Here is a 16,807-nt window from a genome sequence, read left to right on the forward strand (position 1 = left end):
ACAGGCCCGCGCGGTCACGCAGCGCATCGACAGGAGAGTCCCTCGTGCCGAAGTCACGGATCCGCAAGAAGGACGAGTTCACGCCGCCGCCGGCGAAGAAGGCCGCGAACATCAGCCTCACCTCGGGGCGGAGCTGGGTCGCGCCGCTGATGCTGGCGCTGTTCCTGATCGGGCTCGCATGGATCGTCGTCTTCTACGTGACGACGGGTGACCTGCCGGTCCAGTCGCTCGGCAACTGGAACATCGTGGTGGGCTTCGGCTTCATCGCGGCGGGGTTCGTCGTCTCCACTCAGTGGAAGTAGCCACCGCCGCACCCCCACCACGACCGGGCCGGATCCACCCCGAGGCAGCGTTATCCACAGGTCTTCCACAGCCCTGGGAAAACTTCAGAAGATCTGTGGATAACTTCTTCAGCCTGTCTGTCGTTATGACCGGTGACCCTCGGTGGGCGAGTGGGTTCGACCCCCGTCACCCTGGGGAAACGCCCATGCGCGCGGCCGCCGGGCTCTCGCACCGACGGCCGCCCACACCGTGCACAAGATCGGTCACCTGCTGTGGATAACCTCTGGCCACAGCTTCGTACGCAGCAGCCGGCCGCCGACGGCCTGCGGTCGACGGCCGCCGGTCAGCGGCCGAGCAGTTCCACCGTACGGATCACACAGACGACCGTGATCGCCAGCAGCACCGCGGCCATCGTCCCGTACTGCACCAGCGCGCGCCGGGCCCGCGGGGCGTACACCATCGCCCAGGCGATGACCGCCCCCACCACCAGGCCGCCGATGTGCGCCTCCCAGGCGATGTTCGGGACCCTGAAGGTGATGAGCAGGTTGATCGCCAGCAGCACCAGGATGGGACGCATGTCGTACCGCATCCGCCGCACCAGCACGGCGGTGGCGCCGAACAGCCCGTAGATCGCGCCCGAGGCGCCCAGCGACTCCTGGTTCTGCGCGGCGAGCAGATACGTCAGCGCGCTGCCGCCCAGCGCGGACAGCAGATACAGCGCCAGGAAGCGCCAGCGGCCCAGCGCCGCCTCCAGCTGCGGCCCGAGCCACCACAGCGCCAGCATGTTGAAGCCGATGTGCCAGATCTCCTGGTGCAGGAAGGCGGAGGTCAGCATGCGGTGCCACTCGCCGTCCGCGACCCCGACCCAGTCGGCCGCCGCAGGATCGTAGGCGTAGCCCAACATCGTCAGCGCGCCGAGCAGCGAGCGGTCGTCGGCGGCGAGCACGGCGAAGAACACCGCCACGTTGATCCCCAGCAGCACCTTGGTGACCAGGCGCTGGTCGGCGGCGACGGTGCCGCCCGCCAGGGTGCGCGGCCGGGCGTCGCCCGCGGCGCGGCCCGCACCGGAACCGCCGCGTACGCACTCGGGGCACTGGTAGCCGACCGAGGCCGGGATCATGCACTCGGGGCAGATCGGCCGGTCGCAGCGGGCGCAGGAGATACCGGTCTCCCGGTCCGGGTGCCGGTAGCAGCGCGGCATCGCCGGCCGCCCACCGTCCTGCTGCTCCTCCATGGCCACCTCAACGCCCCCTCACGACGGACACGGCACACCCCGCCCACGGCGGTGGCATACCCACAAGGACGGAGAACACCGCCTTCTTCGTCCTACGGACGAAGAAGGCGGCGGGTTCCCGTCGGACGGCCCGGGAGCGTGGCGCACACGAGGCCGCGCTCCCCGCGACCGGGCTCCGGCCGGCGCTCCCGGCGCCGCTCGGCGCTTCTCAGCGCTTCTCGATGACCACCGACTCGATCACGACGTCCTGTACCGGGCGGTCGGTGCGCTGGTTGGTCGGGGTGGCCGCGATGGCGTCCACGACCCGCTGCCCCGCCTCGTCGGCGACCTCGCCGAAGATGGTGTGCTTGCCGGTCAGCCAGGCCGTCGGGGAGACGGTGACGAAGAACTGCGACCCGTTGGTGCCCGGGCCGGCGTTGGCCATCGCCAGCAGGTAGGGCTTGTTGAAGGCCAGGTCCGGGTGGAACTCGTCACCGAACTCGTAGCCCGGGCCGCCGGTGCCGTTGCCCAGCGGGTCGCCGCCCTGGATCATGAAGCCGCTGATCACCCGGTGGAAGACCGTGCCGTCGTACAGCCGGTCCGTGGACTTCTTTCCGGTGGCCGGGTGGGTCCACTCGCGCTTGCCCTCGGCGAGTTCGACGAAGTTCTTGACCGTCTTCGGCGCATGGTCCGGGAAGAGCCGGATGGTGATGTCGCCCTGGTTGGTCTTCAGGGTGGCGTAGAGCTGCTCGGCCACGGTCTACCTTCCGTCTGCACTTTCGGAACCCCCCGATCCTCGCACAGCCGGGCCTCCGGCGCCGTTCGGCGGGGGCCCGGCCGGACGGGTCGCGGGAACCGGCGGTCCGCGTGGGCCTCGGGAGCCGGGGGACGGCGTGGACGGAAGCGGGACGAGAAGGGCCGGAGGGCCTCAACCGGAACGGACACCGGAAATACGTCATAGCCCGTATGCCCGTTGAGACATGCCTCGACACTGTTGTGAAGGCATGATCTTCACCATGGGTGGAAGGCGGAAGACACACGCCACCGACGAGGAGGAGATCCCGTGACCCGCATGGACAGCGTGCGCAGCGCGACCGACAACGCGAGGGGGACCGTGCGGCACGCCGCGGAAGCGGTGGCGCCGAAGGTGGCCCTCGCGGCCGGACAGGCCCGGTCCACGGTGCGCGGACAGTACGCCGCCCGTGTCGCGCCTCGGCTGGAGCAAGCCCGCGAGACCCTGCCCCCCGCGGTCGACCAGGCCGCCGCCCGGGCCGCCCACCGCACCCGCGAGGCGGCGCGTACGGCGAGCGAGTACGCGGCCCCCCACGTCGAGGCCGCCCGCGCCGCGGCCGGCCCGGTACGGGAGGCGGCGGTGGCCCGCTCCACCGCGGCCGTCGCCGCGCTGCGCGGCGAGCTGACCGCCCAGGACATCCGCAAGCTCGCGCGCCGCAAGGCCCGCCGGGCGAGCAGGGGCCGGGCGTTCAAGCGGCTGATGGTGGTCGGTGTCGTCGCCGGCGGTGTGGCGGCCGTCTGGAAGTGGTGGGAGAAGCAGTCCAGCCCCGACTGGCTGGTCGAGCCCCCGGCCGCCACCGAGGTCGGCGAGGACGCGGCCGTCATGGAGGGCACCGGGTCCGCCGAGCCGAAGGCCGGGGCCGGGGCGACGGCCGCCCAGACCGACACCCAGGGAATCTCGTCGGAGGCCGCCCCGTCGGACGAGGAGCGCTGACGGCGCCGGCGTCCGTCCCCCTCCGGCGGGGGCGGCCCGTCGCCCACCTCACGAGAGCCGCGCGAAGCGGCACGGCATGCGACAGGCCCGGTGCCGCGGAATCCGTGGATTCCGCGGCACCGGGCCTGTGCGGTGTGGAGCTTAGGGGAGTCGAACCCCTGACATCTGCCATGCAAAGACAGCGCTCTACCAACTGAGCTAAAGCCCCGCCATGGAACAGAGTACCCAATGCCCCGGGTTGGTTCCGACCGGGTATCGCTCCGCGTACGCCGCCTCCGTAGGATGCTCCGAAAGTTCGCTCCAGCGAAGCGGACCCGGGGAGATCAGGGGAGAGAGCGATGGACGCAGCACAGCAGGAGGCGACCGCCCGGGCGAGAGAACTGCAGAGCCAGTGGTACGGCGAACCGCTGGGCACCCTCTTCCGCAGGCTCATCGACGACCTCGGCCTCAACCAGGCACGGCTGGCCACGGTGCTCGGCCTCTCGGCCCCCATGCTCTCCCAGCTGATGAGCGGCCAGCGGGCGAAGATCGGCAATCCCGCCGTCGTCCAGCGGGTCCAGGCGCTGCAGGAACTGGCCGCCGAGGTCAGCAAGGGCACCGTCACCGCGGCCGAGGCCACCCAGCGCATGGACGAGATCCGCCGCACCGCCGGCGGCAACGTGCTGACCTCCTCCACCCATGTCACCCCCTCCGGCGGCCAGGCCACCACCGTCAAACGCGTCGTACGCGAGATCCAGGCGCTGCTGCGCTCGGTCGCGGACGCGGCCGACATCATCGACGCCTCCGACTCCCTCGCCGAAAGCCACCCGGAGCTGGCAGAGTTCCTGAGGGTGTACGGCGCGGGCAAGACCGCCGACGCGGTCCGGCACTACGAGGCGCACCAGGCCTGAGAACGGCGGCGGCCGGCCGGCGGGACGGGCAACCGACGGGTACAGGGACGAGGCGGGCACAGCGCGATGGGCGAGGTCTTCGCGGGTCGGTACGAACTGGTCGACCCGATCGGACGCGGCGGCGTGGGCGCGGTCTGGCGCACCTGGGACCACCGGCGCAGGCGCTACGTGGCCGCCAAGGTCCTCCAGCAGAGCGACGCGCACACCCTGCTGCGGTTCGTCCGCGAGCAGGCGCTGCGCATCGACCACCCCCACGTTCTGGCCCCGTCGAGCTGGGCCGCCGACGACGACAAGGTCCTGTTCACCATGGACCTGGTACGCGGCGGGTCGCTCGCCCACCTCATCGGCGACTACGGCCCCCTGCCCCCGGTGTATGTGTGCACACTGCTCGACCAGCTGCTCTCGGGACTCTCCGCGGTGCACGCCGAGGACGTGGTGCACCGCGACATCAAGCCCGCCAACATCCTGCTGGAGGCCACCGGCACCGGCCGGCCCCATCTGCGGCTGTCCGACTTCGGCATCTCGATGCGCAAGGGCGAACCGCGGCTGACCGAGGCCGACTACGTGGTCGGCACCCCCGGCTACTTCGCCCCCGAGCAGCTGATGGGCGCCGAGCCGGACTTCCCCGCCGACCTGTACGCGGTCGGGCTGGTGGCCCTGTACCTGCTGGCCGGCCGCAAGCCCGACTCCCAGGCGCTGGTGGAGGCGTATGTCCACGGAGTGCCGCCCGCGCCGCAGGACATCCCCGAGCCGCTGTGGCAGGTGCTGGGCACCCTGCTGCACCCCGACCCGGAAGCACGCTTCCGTACGGCGACGGGCGTGCGCAGGGCGCTGGCGTCCGCCGCGGAGATGCTGTCGGCGGACGCCACGGCGGAGCAGGAGGCCGTGGAGGTCTTCGACCAGATCGGTCCGCTGCCGCCGGGGTTCGGGCCGGAGGGGCCGGAGAACCGGGAGGACCCGCAGGAGGCCCGGCCTCCCGGGGACACCGGGGATCCGGGGGAGCCCGGGCGGGGGCCGCGGGGCGGGAGCGGGGAAGGCCCGCGGGCAGAGGCGTTCCCGGTCTCCGACACCGGGAGCTTCCACCTTCCCCCGCCCGTGCGGGCACACCCCCAGGAACCGCCGCAGGCCCCGCCGTTCCCGGCGCCGGCTCCGCCGGCGGCCCCGGCCCACGCGCCGGCGCAGGAGACCACGCAGACGTCTCCCGGAGCCCCCGCCCAGCCGTACGCGTATCCGCAGCCGTACTCGCAACCGCACCTCACCGGCATGCCGACGCAGCCGACCCAGCAGACCCAGCCCTACACGACGGCCCGGCCGCCCGCCCCCGCAGGGCCCGCGGACGCCGGGCACCGCGCCCCCGCGGCGCGCAGGCCGGGGCCACCCCCGAAGGTGGCGGCTTCGCTCCTGGTGCTGGCCCTGGTCCTCATCGCCGTCGGCGTCTGGGCTCTGACCCAGGCGCCCTGAAGCCCCGGAGCACGCCCCGGGGTTTCAGGGCGGCCCTCAGGCACGGGCCGCGCTCCGGCGGGCGAGGACCGTCCACAGGCCGAGCCCCAGGATCAGCGCGGTGCCGGAGCCGATCCCGGCCCAGCCCAGCAGCCGCAGGGTCTCCCCACTCTCCGCGGCCGACCGGTTCAGCCCCTCGGCCGCGGCCTCGCGGTCGTCCTCGGTGACCCCGAAGCCGGCCTTCTCGGCGTCCCCGTCGTACTCGGGGCCGGCCTCCGGCTCGCCCGCGATCGTGGTGCGCAGCACCACCGGCACCGTGCCGTCGACGGACTCGGCCAGCTTTCCGTTCGCGTGCACCGCGATGTAGTACCAGCCGGCGAAGCGCGTCCCGCCGAGTTCCGTGCCGCCGTCGAAGCGGTTGGCGAAGGCGACGCGCTGTCCGTCCAGCCGGTACGCGGCGGGCTGGTCGGGCCGGTAGCCCACGCCGTCGGTGCCGATCCGCCCGCGGGCGGTGTTGTAGAAGTCCACCCGGAAGGCGCCGCTGACGTACGGGGCGCTGTCCCCCTTGGCCTTGGCGGTGCCGAACTCCACCTGGGTGTGGAGCCGCTGGCCCCAGTCGAGCGGCACCTTGTAGAAGCGGGTCTCGCCGGGCCGCAGCCGGTCCCTCCAGTTGCCCTCGCCCATGCCGGGCGCGTCGTTGAAGCCGGTGCCGCCCTCGATGGGCCTGGCCTCCCCCTCCGGCACCCCCGGCGGGCTCGGCGTCGCGGCGTCGGGTGCGGCCTCGGACGGGCCGCCGGAGGCCGGGTTCCGCAGCCCCGGCTCCCGCATGAAGGAGATCTCCAGCGGCCAGCGTCCGGCGTCGGCGGTCTCGTGGCTGTCCCGCTCCACGGAGAAGTGGTAGACGCCGGGCTCCTGGCAGTAGCCGTCCTTCTTGATCATGCGCCCGGCGAGGTCGGCGATCGGTCTGGCCGTGTCCTCGGAGCCGAAGCTCACGTCCCCGTCACCGCAGTCGGTGCCGTCCGCCGCCTCCAGGGAGACCTCGATGCCGTCCATGCTCTTGACCCGGCTGCCCGGCTCGGGCAGGGCGGTCGCGGAGATCCAGACGTTGGACTCGCCGTCCAGCGTGACGCTGTAGTACCTGCGCTCGCCCGGCCCGATGTCGTCGGTGTGGAAGCCCGGTTCGATGGCCGGCCCGTGGGCGCTGCTCTCCTCGCCCTCGACGCGCTGGGCGCCCGGGGCCGTCTCGTACGCGGGCAGGTCATCCGGTCCGGCCGACTGCGCGGCCGCGGCCGGGCCCGGCAGTGCCGCGGCCGCGCACAGTGCCGCCGCGGCGGCCAGTGAACTCCTCATCCTGCTTCCCGCCCGCCCCTTCACCATGCGCCACCCTCCGTCTCGCCGTTCGCCGTCCCGCCGGCGCCGCCGTACACGCCACCGCGTGCCCGCGCGAGCGCGTGTACCGCGTGCACACGGCCGCCTGCGCGATCGCCGGCGCCGTCACCGCCCCGGCCGCCGCGGCGACGGCCGGACCGGACCGGACCATCCTGCACCGCCGGGGCCCGTTCCGTCCCGGGCGGCCCCCGCTTCCTCGCGCGCACCCACGCCGTCATGCCCGCTGTCGCGCTCGCGTACGGCGGGCGCGCCGTGCTCCGGTCCGGCCTTCTCCTCGCCGGTCACCGCCACGCGCAGCACGAAAACGACGGCGACGTTCTCGGCGAGTCCGGCGGCGGGCGCCGTTGAAGCCGGTGCCGCCCCCGACGTCGCGAGGCGGGCCGGTGGGCAGGGGCGCGTCCTCGCCGCCCGCGCCGTAGTCGGGTTCGGAGTGCGCCGGCACGGTGCCCTCCGCGAGGGGCTTCTCGGTGGCGAGGAGCAGTTCGAAGGGCTACCGGCCCCGGTCGGAGTCCTCGTGCGAGCGCCGTTCGACCCTCAGCGGATAGCGGCCCGCCCCGTCGCAGGCCCGGTCTCCGCCGGTCGAGGGGATCCGGCTGACGGCGGCGGTGACCGGCATGGCTCCGGCGTTCCGGCCGAAGTACCGCCAGGTGCTGCCGCACCGCGGCCGGTGCCTCTCGTCCTGGACGAGGGTGAGCCGGAGGCCGTCCATGGAGGCGACCGGCACCCCGGCCGGGGCACGGCCGTCACGGCGAGGTCGTCGGCCGTCCGTCCGCCGGTGATCCGCTCGCCCTCCATGCGGTAGCCGTCGGCGGACAGCCGCGGGACGCGCTGGAGCCGGCGGGCCAGCGCGCCGACGTCGGGCGCGTCGTAGTACGAGCCGTGGCCGGCCCGGGCGATGCACTCCAGCTGCTCGCGGGCCTTCCCGTCCACCTGGAAGCCGATGGCGTCGCTCCGCGGGGTCCCCGAGGACCCCGCGGACCCCGACGAGCGCCCCTGTCCGCCGAGTTCGGCGGCGACCTCACACGGGTCGGGGGTGCCGCAGGTGTCCTCGCCGTCGGAGACCAGCGGGATCGTACGGCGGTCCGGGGAACCTCCGGACGCCCCGGGCAGGTCCTCGGCCGCTCTGCGCGGCGCCGGACCGATGGGGGCGTCCCCCCTGGGCTCCACCTCGGCGACGACGCGTTCGACCGCGGCGCGGTCCAGCGGCTCCACCGGTCGCACCAGGCGGGTGTCGGTGCACCCCGCCTCCCGGTCCGCGCCGTATACCCGCAGACCGGTGGGGTGTCCGCCGGGGAGCGCGTCGACGACCGCGCCCACGGCGCGGCGGGCGGACTCGATACGGGTGCCGTCCGAGCCGTCGTCCTCGGCCATCGAGCCGGAGGAGTCCAGCACCATCACCAGCGATGCGTTGTCTTCCGCAACCGTCTGCGGCACTGCGGGAGCCCCGCGGGGAGCCGCGGCGGCGAGCGGTGACGCGATCAGCGCCAGGTGTGTCCCGCGGCTCAGCAATGCGGCCGTGCGGCGGTGGAGTCGCGCCATGTGCCTTCGTCACTCTCGGGCGCGCCTCTCGGGTCGGCTTCGCGGAAGCATCGCATTCATTTGCTAACGCGTGCACCAAGGCGGTTGCCGTCGCGGTCCCGCGACATGTGCGCACCCACCGGCCCGCCCGGACACCCGAGGACGGCGAAGCCCCGGCCGGAAACCGGCCGGGGCTTCGCTCGAAGTACCTGTTGCTCTCAGACGCCCGAACCCGCGGGCACGGAGTCGGTCGCCTCCGTCCACAGATCCTGCTCGGCGCGATCCGCCTGGATCTGGCGGTACACGAGGAGCCCGCCGACGGCGGCCAGTGCGATCAGGAGAAGCTTCTTCACCGCGCTACCTCGTCCTCTTCTAGACGTTGGGACCTACTGGCGCCCGATGATACCCAAGCGGGCATCCCGGCAGAGCGACCGACCCGGGCGGACGGCACCCGCCCTTCCGCACATCGAGGGGCCCGCAACGCCGAGCGCCCGGCCCTCTCGGGGAGGGTCCGGGCGCTCGGTTCGCCGTGTGGGGCTAACAGGACTTGAACCTGTGGCCTCTTCCTTATCAGGGAAGCGCTCTAACCGTCTGAGCTATAGCCCCGCGCTGCACCGAAAGATTAGCGCACTTCAGCCGCGTGCCAAAATCGCGTCGGTCCGCGGCCGCTCCGGTGCGGCGCCCGGGAGGCTCCCGGGGTCACTCGTCCTCCGCGAGGGTCACCTCGACGCCGCCGACGAGGCCGGCCGACATGTTGTAGATGAACGCCCCCAGCGTGGCCAGGGCCGTCATCAGCACCACGTCGATCACCGCCACCACCGAGGTGAAGGTCAGCACCCGGGGCAGGGACAGGAAGCCCTGGAGGTCGAAACCACCGCCGCTGTCCGAGGAGGTCGCCTCGCTGACCGTCCCGCCGACCGCCGCGAACACACCCATGGCGTCCATCACCATCCACAGCACGGCCACCGCGATCACGGTGCAGATGCCGAGGGCTATCGACAGCAGGAAGCCGACCTTCATCACCGACCACGGGTCGACCTTGGCCACCCGCAGCCGCGCCTTGCGCGTCCTGGGGACCGTACGGGCGCCGGTGCGCGAGCGGCGCATGACGTCCTGCCGGAGGTCTTCCCGCTCCTCCTGGGCGGCCCGCGGCGGCGGGGTGGCGCCCGGCGGAGGCGGGTAGGCCTGCGGCGGCTGGTGCGGCTGCGGCGCGCTCGCGTGCTGCTGGGCGTGCGGCTGCGGTTGCGGGTGGGCACTGGTCACGGTTGTTCCCCCACGGTGGGATTCGCCCTGTCGTCGAGCGTCGTCAGCGGCCGGTCCACGGGCGCCGCCTTCATCGTCGCCGCCCCTGGCGGCGCCCGCGGTTCCACTCACGTTCTGTCTACTCCTCGTTGTCCGGAGCCGCCTCGGCGGCCGTCTCCGGGGAAGACGCCTGCGAGGACTCCTCGGTGCCGTCCCCGGCACCCGTCTCCGCGTCGACCTCCTCGGCCTCGCGGCCGGCCTCGGCATTGCGCGCGATACCGACCACGGCGTCGCGCTTGCCGAGGTTGATCAACTGGACGCCCATCGTGTCACGTCCGGTTTCCCTGACCTCGGCGACCCGCGTACGGATCACGCCGCCGCCGAGGGTGATGGCGAGGATCTCGTCCGTCTCCTCGACCACCAGGGCCCCTACCAGCGAACCGCGGTCCTCCACGATCTTTGCCGCCTTGATGCCCAGACCGCCGCGGCCCTGAACGCGGTACTCGTCCACGGCCGTGCGCTTCGCGTACCCGCCATCGGTGGCGGTGAAAACGAACGTACCGGCTCGCACCACGTTCATCGAGAGCAGTTCGTCCCCTTCGCGGAAACTCATGCCCTTCACGCCGGATGTGGCGCGCCCCATCGGGCGCAGCGCGTCGTCGGTCGCGGTGAACCGGATCGACTGCGCCTTCCTGCTGATCAGCAGCAGGTCGTCCTCGGGCGAGACCAGCTCCGCGCCGATCAGCTCGTCCTCGCCGCCGCCCTCCAGCTCCCGGAGGTTGATGGCGATGACTCCGCCGGAGCGGGGCGAGTCGTAGTCCTTCAGCGGGGTCTTCTTCACCAGGCCCGACTTGGTGGCCAGCACCAGGTACGGCGCGGCCTCGTAGTCCCGGACCGCCAGGATCCGGGCGATCGCCTCGTCCGGCTGGAAGGCCAGCAGGTTCGCCACGTGCTGGCCGCGCGCGTCCCGCCCGGCGTCCGGCAGCTCGTACGCCTTCGCCCGGTAGACGCGGCCCTTGTTGGTGAAGAAGAGCAGCCAGTTGTGGGTGGTGGTGACGAAGAAGTGGTCGACGATGTCGTCTTCCTTGAGCTTCGTGCCGCGTACACCCTTGCCGCCGCGCTTCTGCGACCGGTAGTCGTCGGTCTTCGTGCGCTTGACGTAGCCGCCGCGCGTGATGGTGACGACGATGTCCTCCTCGGCGATCAGGTCCTCGATGGACATGTCGCCCTCGAAGGGCACCAGCTTGCTGCGCCGGTCGTCGCCGTACTTGTCGACGATCGCGGCCAGTTCCTCGCCGATGATCCGCCGCTGCCGCTCGGGCGAGGCCAGGATCGCGTTGTACTCGTCGATCCTCGCCTGGAGCTCGTCGTGCTCGGCGGTGATCTTCTGCCGCTCCAGGGCGGCCAGGCGGCGCAGCTGCATCTCCAGGATCGCGTTCGCCTGGATCTCGTCGATGGCCAGCAGCTCCATCAGGCCCCCGCGCGCCACGTCCACGGTGTTGCTGCGCCGGATCAGGGCGATGACCTCGTCGATCTCATCCAGCGCCTTGAGCAGGCCGCGCAGGATGTGGGCGCGCTCCTCGGCCTTGCGCAGCCGGTAGCGGGTGCGGCGGACGATGACGTCGACCTGGTGGGTGACCCAGTTGCGGATGAACGCGTCCAGCGACAGCGTGCGCGGCACCCCGTCGACCAGGGCCAGCATGTTGGCGCCGAAGTTGGTCTGCAGATCGGTGTGCTTGTAGAGGTTGTTCAGCACGACCTTGGCGACCGCGTCCCGCTTGAGGACGATCACCAGCCGCTGGCCGGTGCGCGAGGACGTCTCGTCGCGGACGTCCGCGATGCCGGCGATCCTGCCGTCCTTGACCAGCTCGGCGATCTTCAGTGCCAGGTTGTCCGGGTTGACCTGGTACGGCAGTTCGGTGACGACCAGGCACTGCCGGCCCTGGATCTCCTCCACCGCCACCACCGCGCGCATCGTGATCGAGCCGCGGCCGGTGCGGTACGCCTCCTCGATGCCCTTGCGGCCCACCACCAGCGCGCCGGAGGGGAAGTCCGGTCCCTTGATCCGCTCCAGCAGCGCCTCAAGCAGCTCCTCGCCCGTGGCCTCGGGGTGCTCCAGGTACCACTGGGCGCCGGCGGCCACCTCGCGCAGGTTGTGCGGGGGGATGTTGGTGGCCATGCCGACCGCGATGCCCGCCGAGCCGTTGACCAGCAGGTTGGGGATGCGCGACGGCAGGACGGTCGGCTCCTGGTTGCGGCCGTCGTAGTTGTCCTGGAAGTCGACGGTCTCCTCGTCGATGTCCCGGAGCATCTCCATGGCCAGCGGCGCCATCTTGCACTCGGTGTAGCGCATGGCGGCGGCCGGGTCGTTGCCCGGCGAGCCGAAGTTGCCGTTGGAGTCCACCAGCGGCATCCGCATCGACCACGGCTGGGCCAGGCGGACCAGGGCGTCGTAGATGGAGGTGTCGCCGTGCGGGTGGTAGGTGCCCATCACGTCGCCGACGACGCGGGCGCACTTGTAGAAGCCCTTCTCGGGCCGGTAGCCGCCGTCGTACATGGCGTACAGCACCCGGCGGTGCACCGGCTTGAGCCCGTCGCGCACGTCGGGCAGCGCACGCGAGACGATCACGCTCATCGCGTAGTCGAGGTACGAGCGCTGCATCTCGGTCTCGAGGCTGACCGGCTCCACCCGGAGTCCGGCGTTCTCGTCGACCACGGGAATACCCGGGGCCGGCACCAGGGGGCCGGGGTTGGGTACGGCGTCGCCCTCGGTCTGGGCAGGGGTGGTCTCGTCGGCCATTACTGGTCAATCCCTTCGTTGAGCGGCGTACGGCCGACTCAGATGTCGAGGAAGCGGACGTCCTTGGCGTTGCGCTGGATGAACGAGCGCCGCGCCTCCACGTCCTCGCCCATCAGGATCGAGAACAGGTCGTCGGCGGCGGCCGCGTCGTCCAGCGTCACCTGGCGCAGCACCCGGTGGGCCTGGTCCATGGTGGTGACGCGCAGCTCCTCGGCGTTCATCTCGCCCAGACCCTTGAAGCGCTGGACCGAGTCCTCCCTGATGCGCTTGCCCTGCTCGCGGCCCAGGCGGATCAGGCTGTCGCGCTCGCGGTCGGAGTACGCGTACTCGAACTCGTCGCGCGACCACTTGATCTTGTAGAGCGGTGGCTGGGACAGGTAGACGTGGCCGGCCTCGACCAGCGGCCGCATGAAGCGGAACAGCAGCGTCAGCAGCAGGGTGTTGATGTGCTGGCCGTCGACGTCGGCGTCGGCCATCAGGATGATCTTGTGGTAGCGGAGCCTGGAGATGTCGAAGTCCTCGTGGATCCCGGTGCCGAAGGCCGAGATCAGCGCCTGGACCTCCTGGTTCTGCAGGACCTTGTCGATCCGCGCCTTCTCCACGTTCAGGATCTTGCCGCGGATCGGCAGGATGGCCTGGTACTGCGGATTGCGGCCGGACTTGGCCGAGCCGCCCGCGGAGTCGCCCTCGACGATGAAGATCTCGCACTTGGACGGGTCGTTGGACTGGCAGTCGCTCAGCTTGCCCGGCAGCGAGGCCGTCTCCAGCAGGCCCTTGCGGCGGGTGAGGTCCCTCGCCTTGCGGGCCGCCACGCGCGCGGTGGCCGCCTGGATGCCCTTGCGGATGATGTCGGCGGCCTCGTTGGGGTTGCGGTCCAGCCAGTCGCCGAAGTGCTCGTGGACGATCTTCTGGACGAAGGTCTTGGCCTCGGTGTTGCCCAGCTTCGTCTTCGTCTGGCCCTCGAACTGCGGCTCGCCCAGCTTCACCGAGATGATCGCCGTCAGACCCTCGCGGATGTCCTCGCCGGTGAGGTTGTCGTCCTTCTCGCGCAGCAGCTTCCTGTCGCGGGCGTAGCGGTTGACCAGACCGGTCAGCGCGGCGCGGAAGCCCTCCTCGTGGGTGCCGCCCTCGTGGGTGTGGATGGTGTTCGCGAAGCTGTAGACACCCTCGGTGTACTGGGTGTTCCACTGCATCGCGATCTCCACCGAGATCTTGCGCTCCTTGTCCTCCGCCTCGATGTCGATCACCGAGGGATGGACGGGCTCGCCCTTGCGGGAGTTGAGGTGGCGGACGAAGTCCGAGATGCCGCCCTCGTAGTGGTAGCGGACGTGGCGCGGCTTGTCGTCCTCGGAGGTGTCGGCGGTGTCGGCCCCGGCCGTCTGCTTGGCCGCCGCCCGCTCGTCGGTCAGGGCGATCGTCAGACCGCGGTTGAGGAAGGCCATCTCCTGGAAGCGCCGTGAGAGCGTCTCGAAGGAGTAGTCGGTGGTGTCGAAGATGTCGCCGTCGGCCCAGAACGTGACCGTCGTGCCGGTCTCGTCGGTGGCCTCGCTCCGCTGGAGAGGAGCTGTGGGCGCACCCATCTTGTACTCCTGCGTCCAGCGGTAGCCGTCCCTCTTGACCTCGACCGAGACCTTGGTGGACAGCGCGTTGACCACCGAGACGCCCACACCGTGCAGACCGCCGGAGACCGCGTAGCCGCCGCCGCCGAACTTGCCGCCCGCGTGCAGCACCGTCAGCACGACCTCGACGGCCGGCTTGCCCTCGGAGGGCACGATGTCCACCGGGATGCCGCGGCCGTTGTCCACGACCCGGACGCCGCCGTCGGCCAGCAGCGTCACGTCGATGGTGTCCGCGTGGCCGGCCAGCGCCTCGTCGACGGAGTTGTCCACCACTTCCTGCACGAGGTGGTGGAGGCCGCGCTCACCGGTGGACCCGATGTACATGCCGGGCCGCTTGCGGACCGCGTCCAGGCCCTCCAGGACCGTGATCGCACTGGCGTCGTACGACGGCTCGCCGCCACCGGCTCCGGAGACGGACGGGGTCGCGGACGGGACAGGGGTCTCCTCGCCGGAGGCGGGGATGGTTTCGTTGGAGTTGCCGGAATCGGCCACGAAGCGCCCTTTCTGGCACAGCACAAGCCTTCCCCTGCGACCGGAGGGAAGAGTTCCGGAAGGTCTTCCGGAGACCCTGTCCGCACGGCAGGAGCGGCTGCGTCGTTCGACATGTTCCGCAGTAAGGCGGGTGTGTCTCCAGTCTACCGGTACCACTGACATCGATGGGGGTTTGCCGGTACCTGGGACCGCATGTGCCGCCCTGAACCGGCCTCCGCCGACTCCCCATATGCGGGCCGGGCCCCCAGGACGCTCACGACGGCCCTCAGCGCCTCGGCATGTCAATGGACCGTCACTGTGAGCGCACTCACGGAACGAGAGCTTCCGGCTCTCCCCGCGCGCTGGTCATCCGTGCTGGTCAGAGGCCTTTCCCCAGCAGTGGAGCGGTCTCTTCCGGAACCCGGGCCGCCCACGGGGCACGGGCGGCCCGCCGAGGCCGCCCGTCAGCCGTAGGTGTCCCCCGGCCCCCGGCTGCCCGGAGCGCGCAGCCGGCCGTGCCGGGTGTCCGGCGCCTGCGGCCCCCGCACCCTGATCGACTTCACCGACCCCTGCCCGAGATCGGCGTTCAGCCGCGCCACCAGCTGGGGAGCCAGCAGCCGCACCTGCGTCGCCCACGCCGTCGAGTCGCAGCGCACCGACAGCACCCGCTCCCGCTCGTCGTAGGACTGCGGTACGCAGTGCCGCGCCAGCTCCGGGCCCACCAACTCCGGCCAGCGGCCCATCACACCGCCGACCGCCATCGGCATCTCCCAGCCGCGCTCGGTCTTCAGCCGCTCGATCGCCGCCCCCAGCGGCAGCGGATCACGGCCGTCCCGCCGCGCCCCGGACCGCAGACCGCCGCCGGTGCGCGCCTGCCGCTTCTGCCGCGCCGCACCGCCGCGCGCCCGCGCCTGCTCGCGGGCCGCCCGCAGCGCCACCCTGGCCAGATCGACTCCCGACGGCTCGGCCGCCGGTCCCGGAATCCGCACCTCCACGGAGTCCCCCCGCCCGCCCGGGGAGGGGGCGGGAGAGCTCCCGGGCAGGCCGGAGAGCTCCTCCGGACGATCCTCACGCCTCACAACCGGGTCACCTCCCCGCCTCCGACCGCGTACCGCGCCCCCGCCAGCAGTTCGGGGACGTCCTCCTCCACGGCCGCCGTCACCAGCACCTGCTCACCGTGCGCCACCAGCTCCGCCAGCCGCTCCCGCCGCCTGGTGTCCAGCTCGGCGAAGACATCGTCGAGCACCAGCACCGGCTCGTTGCCCTCGCCGCGCAGCAGGTCATACGAGGCCAGCCGCAGCGCCAGGGCATACGACCACGACTCCCCGTGGCTCGCGTACCCCTTGGCCGGCAACTCCCCCAGCCTCAGCACGAGATCGTCACGGTGCGGACCCACCAGCGTCACACCGCGCTCGATCTCCTGGCGGCGCGCCTCGGACAGCGCGGCCAGCAGCCCCTCGTACAGCTCCTCACGCGTACCGCCCTCAACCGGCGAGCGGTACTCCAGCACCACCGGGCCGCCGCCGGGAGCCAGCCGTTCGTACGCCTTGTCCGCCAACGGCCCCAGCGCCGCCACCAGCGACATCCGGTGCGCCAGCAACTCCGCCCCGGCACGGGCCAGATGCTGGTCCCACACATCCAGGGTGGACAGCGCCCCGCCGCCGGAGGCGCCACCGTGCCGGCGCGCCATCGCGGCCGTCTTCAGCAGGGTGTTGCGCTGCCTGAGCACCCGGTCGTAGTCCGACCGCACCCCCGCCATCCGCGGCGAGCGCGCCGTCACCAGCTCGTCCAGGAAGCGGCGGCGCTCCCCGGGATCGCCCTTCACCAGTGCCAGGTCCTCCGGAGCGAACAGCACCGTGCGCACGATGCCCAGCACATCCCTCGGCCTGACCTGCGAGGAGCGGTTGATCCGCGCCCGGTTGGCCCGCCCCGGGTTCAGCTCCAGCTCCACCAGTTGCTGCCGCTCCCCCTGCCGCACCACCGCCCGCACCACAGCGCGCTCGGCGCCCTGCCGCACCAGCGGGGCGTCGGAGGAGACCCGGTGGCTGCCCAGCGTCGCGAGGTAGCCGACCGCCTCGACGAGATTGGTCTTGCCCTGGCCGTTCGGACCGACGAAAGCGGTGACGCCCGGATCGAGCGGAACCTCGATCCGGGCGTAGGACCGGAAGTCGGCCAGCGACAGATGCGTGACGTGCATCGGATCCGCTTCTGGGCCGG

The 16,807-nt window shown here is 72.0% G+C and carries 14 protein-coding genes and 2 tRNA genes; 4 read left to right on the top strand and 12 right to left on the bottom strand.

Annotation, left to right across the window (positions count from 1 at the left end; all coding sequences use genetic code 11):
- Positions 1 to 44 precede the first annotated feature (44 nt).
- Positions 45 to 302 (top strand): cell division protein CrgA, encoded by a 258-nt coding sequence (gene crgA, locus IQ279_RS06405; protein ID WP_093851020.1) that lies wholly within the window; start codon positions 45 to 47, stop codon positions 300 to 302.
- Positions 303 to 625: 323 nt separating this feature from the next.
- Here the strand turns inward: crgA and IQ279_RS06410 are convergent, their stop codons facing one another.
- On the bottom strand, positions 626 to 1,516 hold the full coding sequence (locus IQ279_RS06410) for a rhomboid family intramembrane serine protease (RefSeq protein WP_206347340.1): 891 nt from the start codon (positions 1,514 to 1,516) through the stop codon (positions 626 to 628).
- A 208-nt stretch (positions 1,517 to 1,724) separates the two neighbouring features.
- Positions 1,725 to 2,252, bottom strand: coding sequence for a peptidylprolyl isomerase (locus IQ279_RS06415; RefSeq protein WP_206347341.1), 528 nt, complete (start codon positions 2,250 to 2,252; stop codon positions 1,725 to 1,727).
- A gap of 315 nt (positions 2,253 to 2,567) precedes the next feature.
- On the opposite strand from IQ279_RS06415, the gene IQ279_RS06420 reads away from it, so the two are divergent.
- Positions 2,568 to 3,221 (top strand): DUF5324 family protein, encoded by a 654-nt coding sequence (locus IQ279_RS06420; RefSeq protein ID WP_206347493.1) that lies wholly within the window; start codon positions 2,568 to 2,570, stop codon positions 3,219 to 3,221.
- Between the two features lie 135 nt (positions 3,222 to 3,356).
- Here the strand turns inward: IQ279_RS06420 and IQ279_RS06425 are convergent.
- Positions 3,357 to 3,429: transfer RNA gene (locus tag IQ279_RS06425), tRNA-Ala, on the bottom strand.
- A 130-nt stretch (positions 3,430 to 3,559) separates the two neighbouring features.
- On the opposite strand from IQ279_RS06425, the gene IQ279_RS06430 reads away from it, so the two are divergent.
- Together IQ279_RS06430 and IQ279_RS06435 are read left to right on the top strand one after the other, a co-directional pair.
- The gene (locus IQ279_RS06430; RefSeq protein WP_206347342.1) at positions 3,560 to 4,111 is read left to right on the top strand and encodes a helix-turn-helix domain-containing protein; all 552 of its coding nucleotides are present in this window, start codon (positions 3,560 to 3,562) and stop codon (positions 4,109 to 4,111) included.
- 66 nt (positions 4,112 to 4,177) lie between these two features.
- Positions 4,178 to 5,572 (top strand): serine/threonine-protein kinase, encoded by a 1,395-nt coding sequence (locus tag IQ279_RS06435; protein ID WP_206347343.1) that lies wholly within the window; start codon positions 4,178 to 4,180, stop codon positions 5,570 to 5,572.
- A 36-nt stretch (positions 5,573 to 5,608) separates the two neighbouring features.
- On the opposite strand, the gene IQ279_RS06440 is transcribed toward IQ279_RS06435, so the two are convergent.
- The 9 genes from IQ279_RS06440 to recF all read right to left on the bottom strand — a co-directional run bounded on the left by IQ279_RS06440 (position 5,609) and on the right by recF (position 16,787).
- Complete coding sequence (locus IQ279_RS06440) at positions 5,609 to 6,901, bottom strand: hypothetical protein (protein ID WP_206347344.1); 1,293 nt, start codon at positions 6,899 to 6,901, stop codon at positions 5,609 to 5,611.
- Between the two features lie 573 nt (positions 6,902 to 7,474).
- Entirely contained in the window at positions 7,475 to 8,374 is a 900-nt protein-coding gene (locus tag IQ279_RS06445; RefSeq protein WP_241027689.1) for a vWA domain-containing protein, read from the bottom strand.
- 302 nt (positions 8,375 to 8,676) lie between these two features.
- Positions 8,677 to 8,811, bottom strand: a complete 135-nt coding sequence (locus tag IQ279_RS27775; protein ID WP_217655894.1) for a DLW-39 family protein — start codon at positions 8,809 to 8,811, stop codon at positions 8,677 to 8,679.
- Positions 8,812 to 8,990: 179 nt separating this feature from the next.
- A tRNA-Ile gene (locus IQ279_RS06450) sits at positions 8,991 to 9,064 on the bottom strand.
- A gap of 93 nt (positions 9,065 to 9,157) precedes the next feature.
- The gene (locus IQ279_RS28625) at positions 9,158 to 9,832 is read right to left on the bottom strand and encodes a DUF3566 domain-containing protein (protein WP_206347345.1); all 675 of its coding nucleotides are present in this window, start codon (positions 9,830 to 9,832) and stop codon (positions 9,158 to 9,160) included.
- A 7-nt stretch (positions 9,833 to 9,839) separates the two neighbouring features.
- A complete protein-coding gene (gyrA, locus tag IQ279_RS06460) occupies positions 9,840 to 12,500 on the bottom strand; it encodes a DNA gyrase subunit A (protein WP_277402512.1) in 2,661 nt (886 codons plus the stop codon).
- A 38-nt stretch (positions 12,501 to 12,538) separates the two neighbouring features.
- Entirely contained in the window at positions 12,539 to 14,635 is a 2,097-nt protein-coding gene (gyrB, locus tag IQ279_RS06465) for a DNA topoisomerase (ATP-hydrolyzing) subunit B (protein ID WP_206347346.1), read from the bottom strand.
- A 419-nt stretch (positions 14,636 to 15,054) separates the two neighbouring features.
- On the bottom strand, positions 15,055 to 15,585 hold the full coding sequence (locus IQ279_RS06470; protein WP_206347495.1) for a DciA family protein: 531 nt from the start codon (positions 15,583 to 15,585) through the stop codon (positions 15,055 to 15,057).
- 80 nt (positions 15,586 to 15,665) lie between these two features.
- A complete protein-coding gene (recF, locus tag IQ279_RS06475; RefSeq protein ID WP_206347347.1) occupies positions 15,666 to 16,787 on the bottom strand; it encodes a DNA replication/repair protein RecF in 1,122 nt (373 codons plus the stop codon).
- Between the last annotated feature and the right edge of the window lie 20 nt (positions 16,788 to 16,807).

This window comes from Streptomyces verrucosisporus (assembly GCF_017114865.1).
Classification (GTDB): domain Bacteria; phylum Actinomycetota; class Actinomycetes; order Streptomycetales; family Streptomycetaceae; genus Streptomyces; species Streptomyces fenghuangensis.

Coding starts and splice junctions, on each gene's coding strand:
- IQ279_RS06410 (WP_206347340.1), bottom strand. CDS start 1,516: ATGGAGGAGCAGCAGGACGGTGGGCGGCCGGCGATGCCGCGCTGCTAC.
- IQ279_RS06420 (WP_206347493.1), top strand. CDS start 2,568: ATGGACAGCGTGCGCAGCGCGACCGACAACGCGAGGGGGACCGTGCGG.
- IQ279_RS06430 (WP_206347342.1), top strand. CDS start 3,560: ATGGACGCAGCACAGCAGGAGGCGACCGCCCGGGCGAGAGAACTGCAG.
- IQ279_RS06435 (WP_206347343.1), top strand. CDS start 4,178: ATGGGCGAGGTCTTCGCGGGTCGGTACGAACTGGTCGACCCGATCGGA.
- IQ279_RS06440 (WP_206347344.1), bottom strand. CDS start 6,901: ATGAGGAGTTCACTGGCCGCCGCGGCGGCACTGTGCGCGGCCGCGGCA.
- gyrA (WP_277402512.1), bottom strand. CDS start 12,500: ATGGCCGACGAGACCACCCCTGCCCAGACCGAGGGCGACGCCGTACCC.
- recF (WP_206347347.1), bottom strand. CDS start 16,787: ATGCACGTCACGCATCTGTCGCTGGCCGACTTCCGGTCCTACGCCCGG.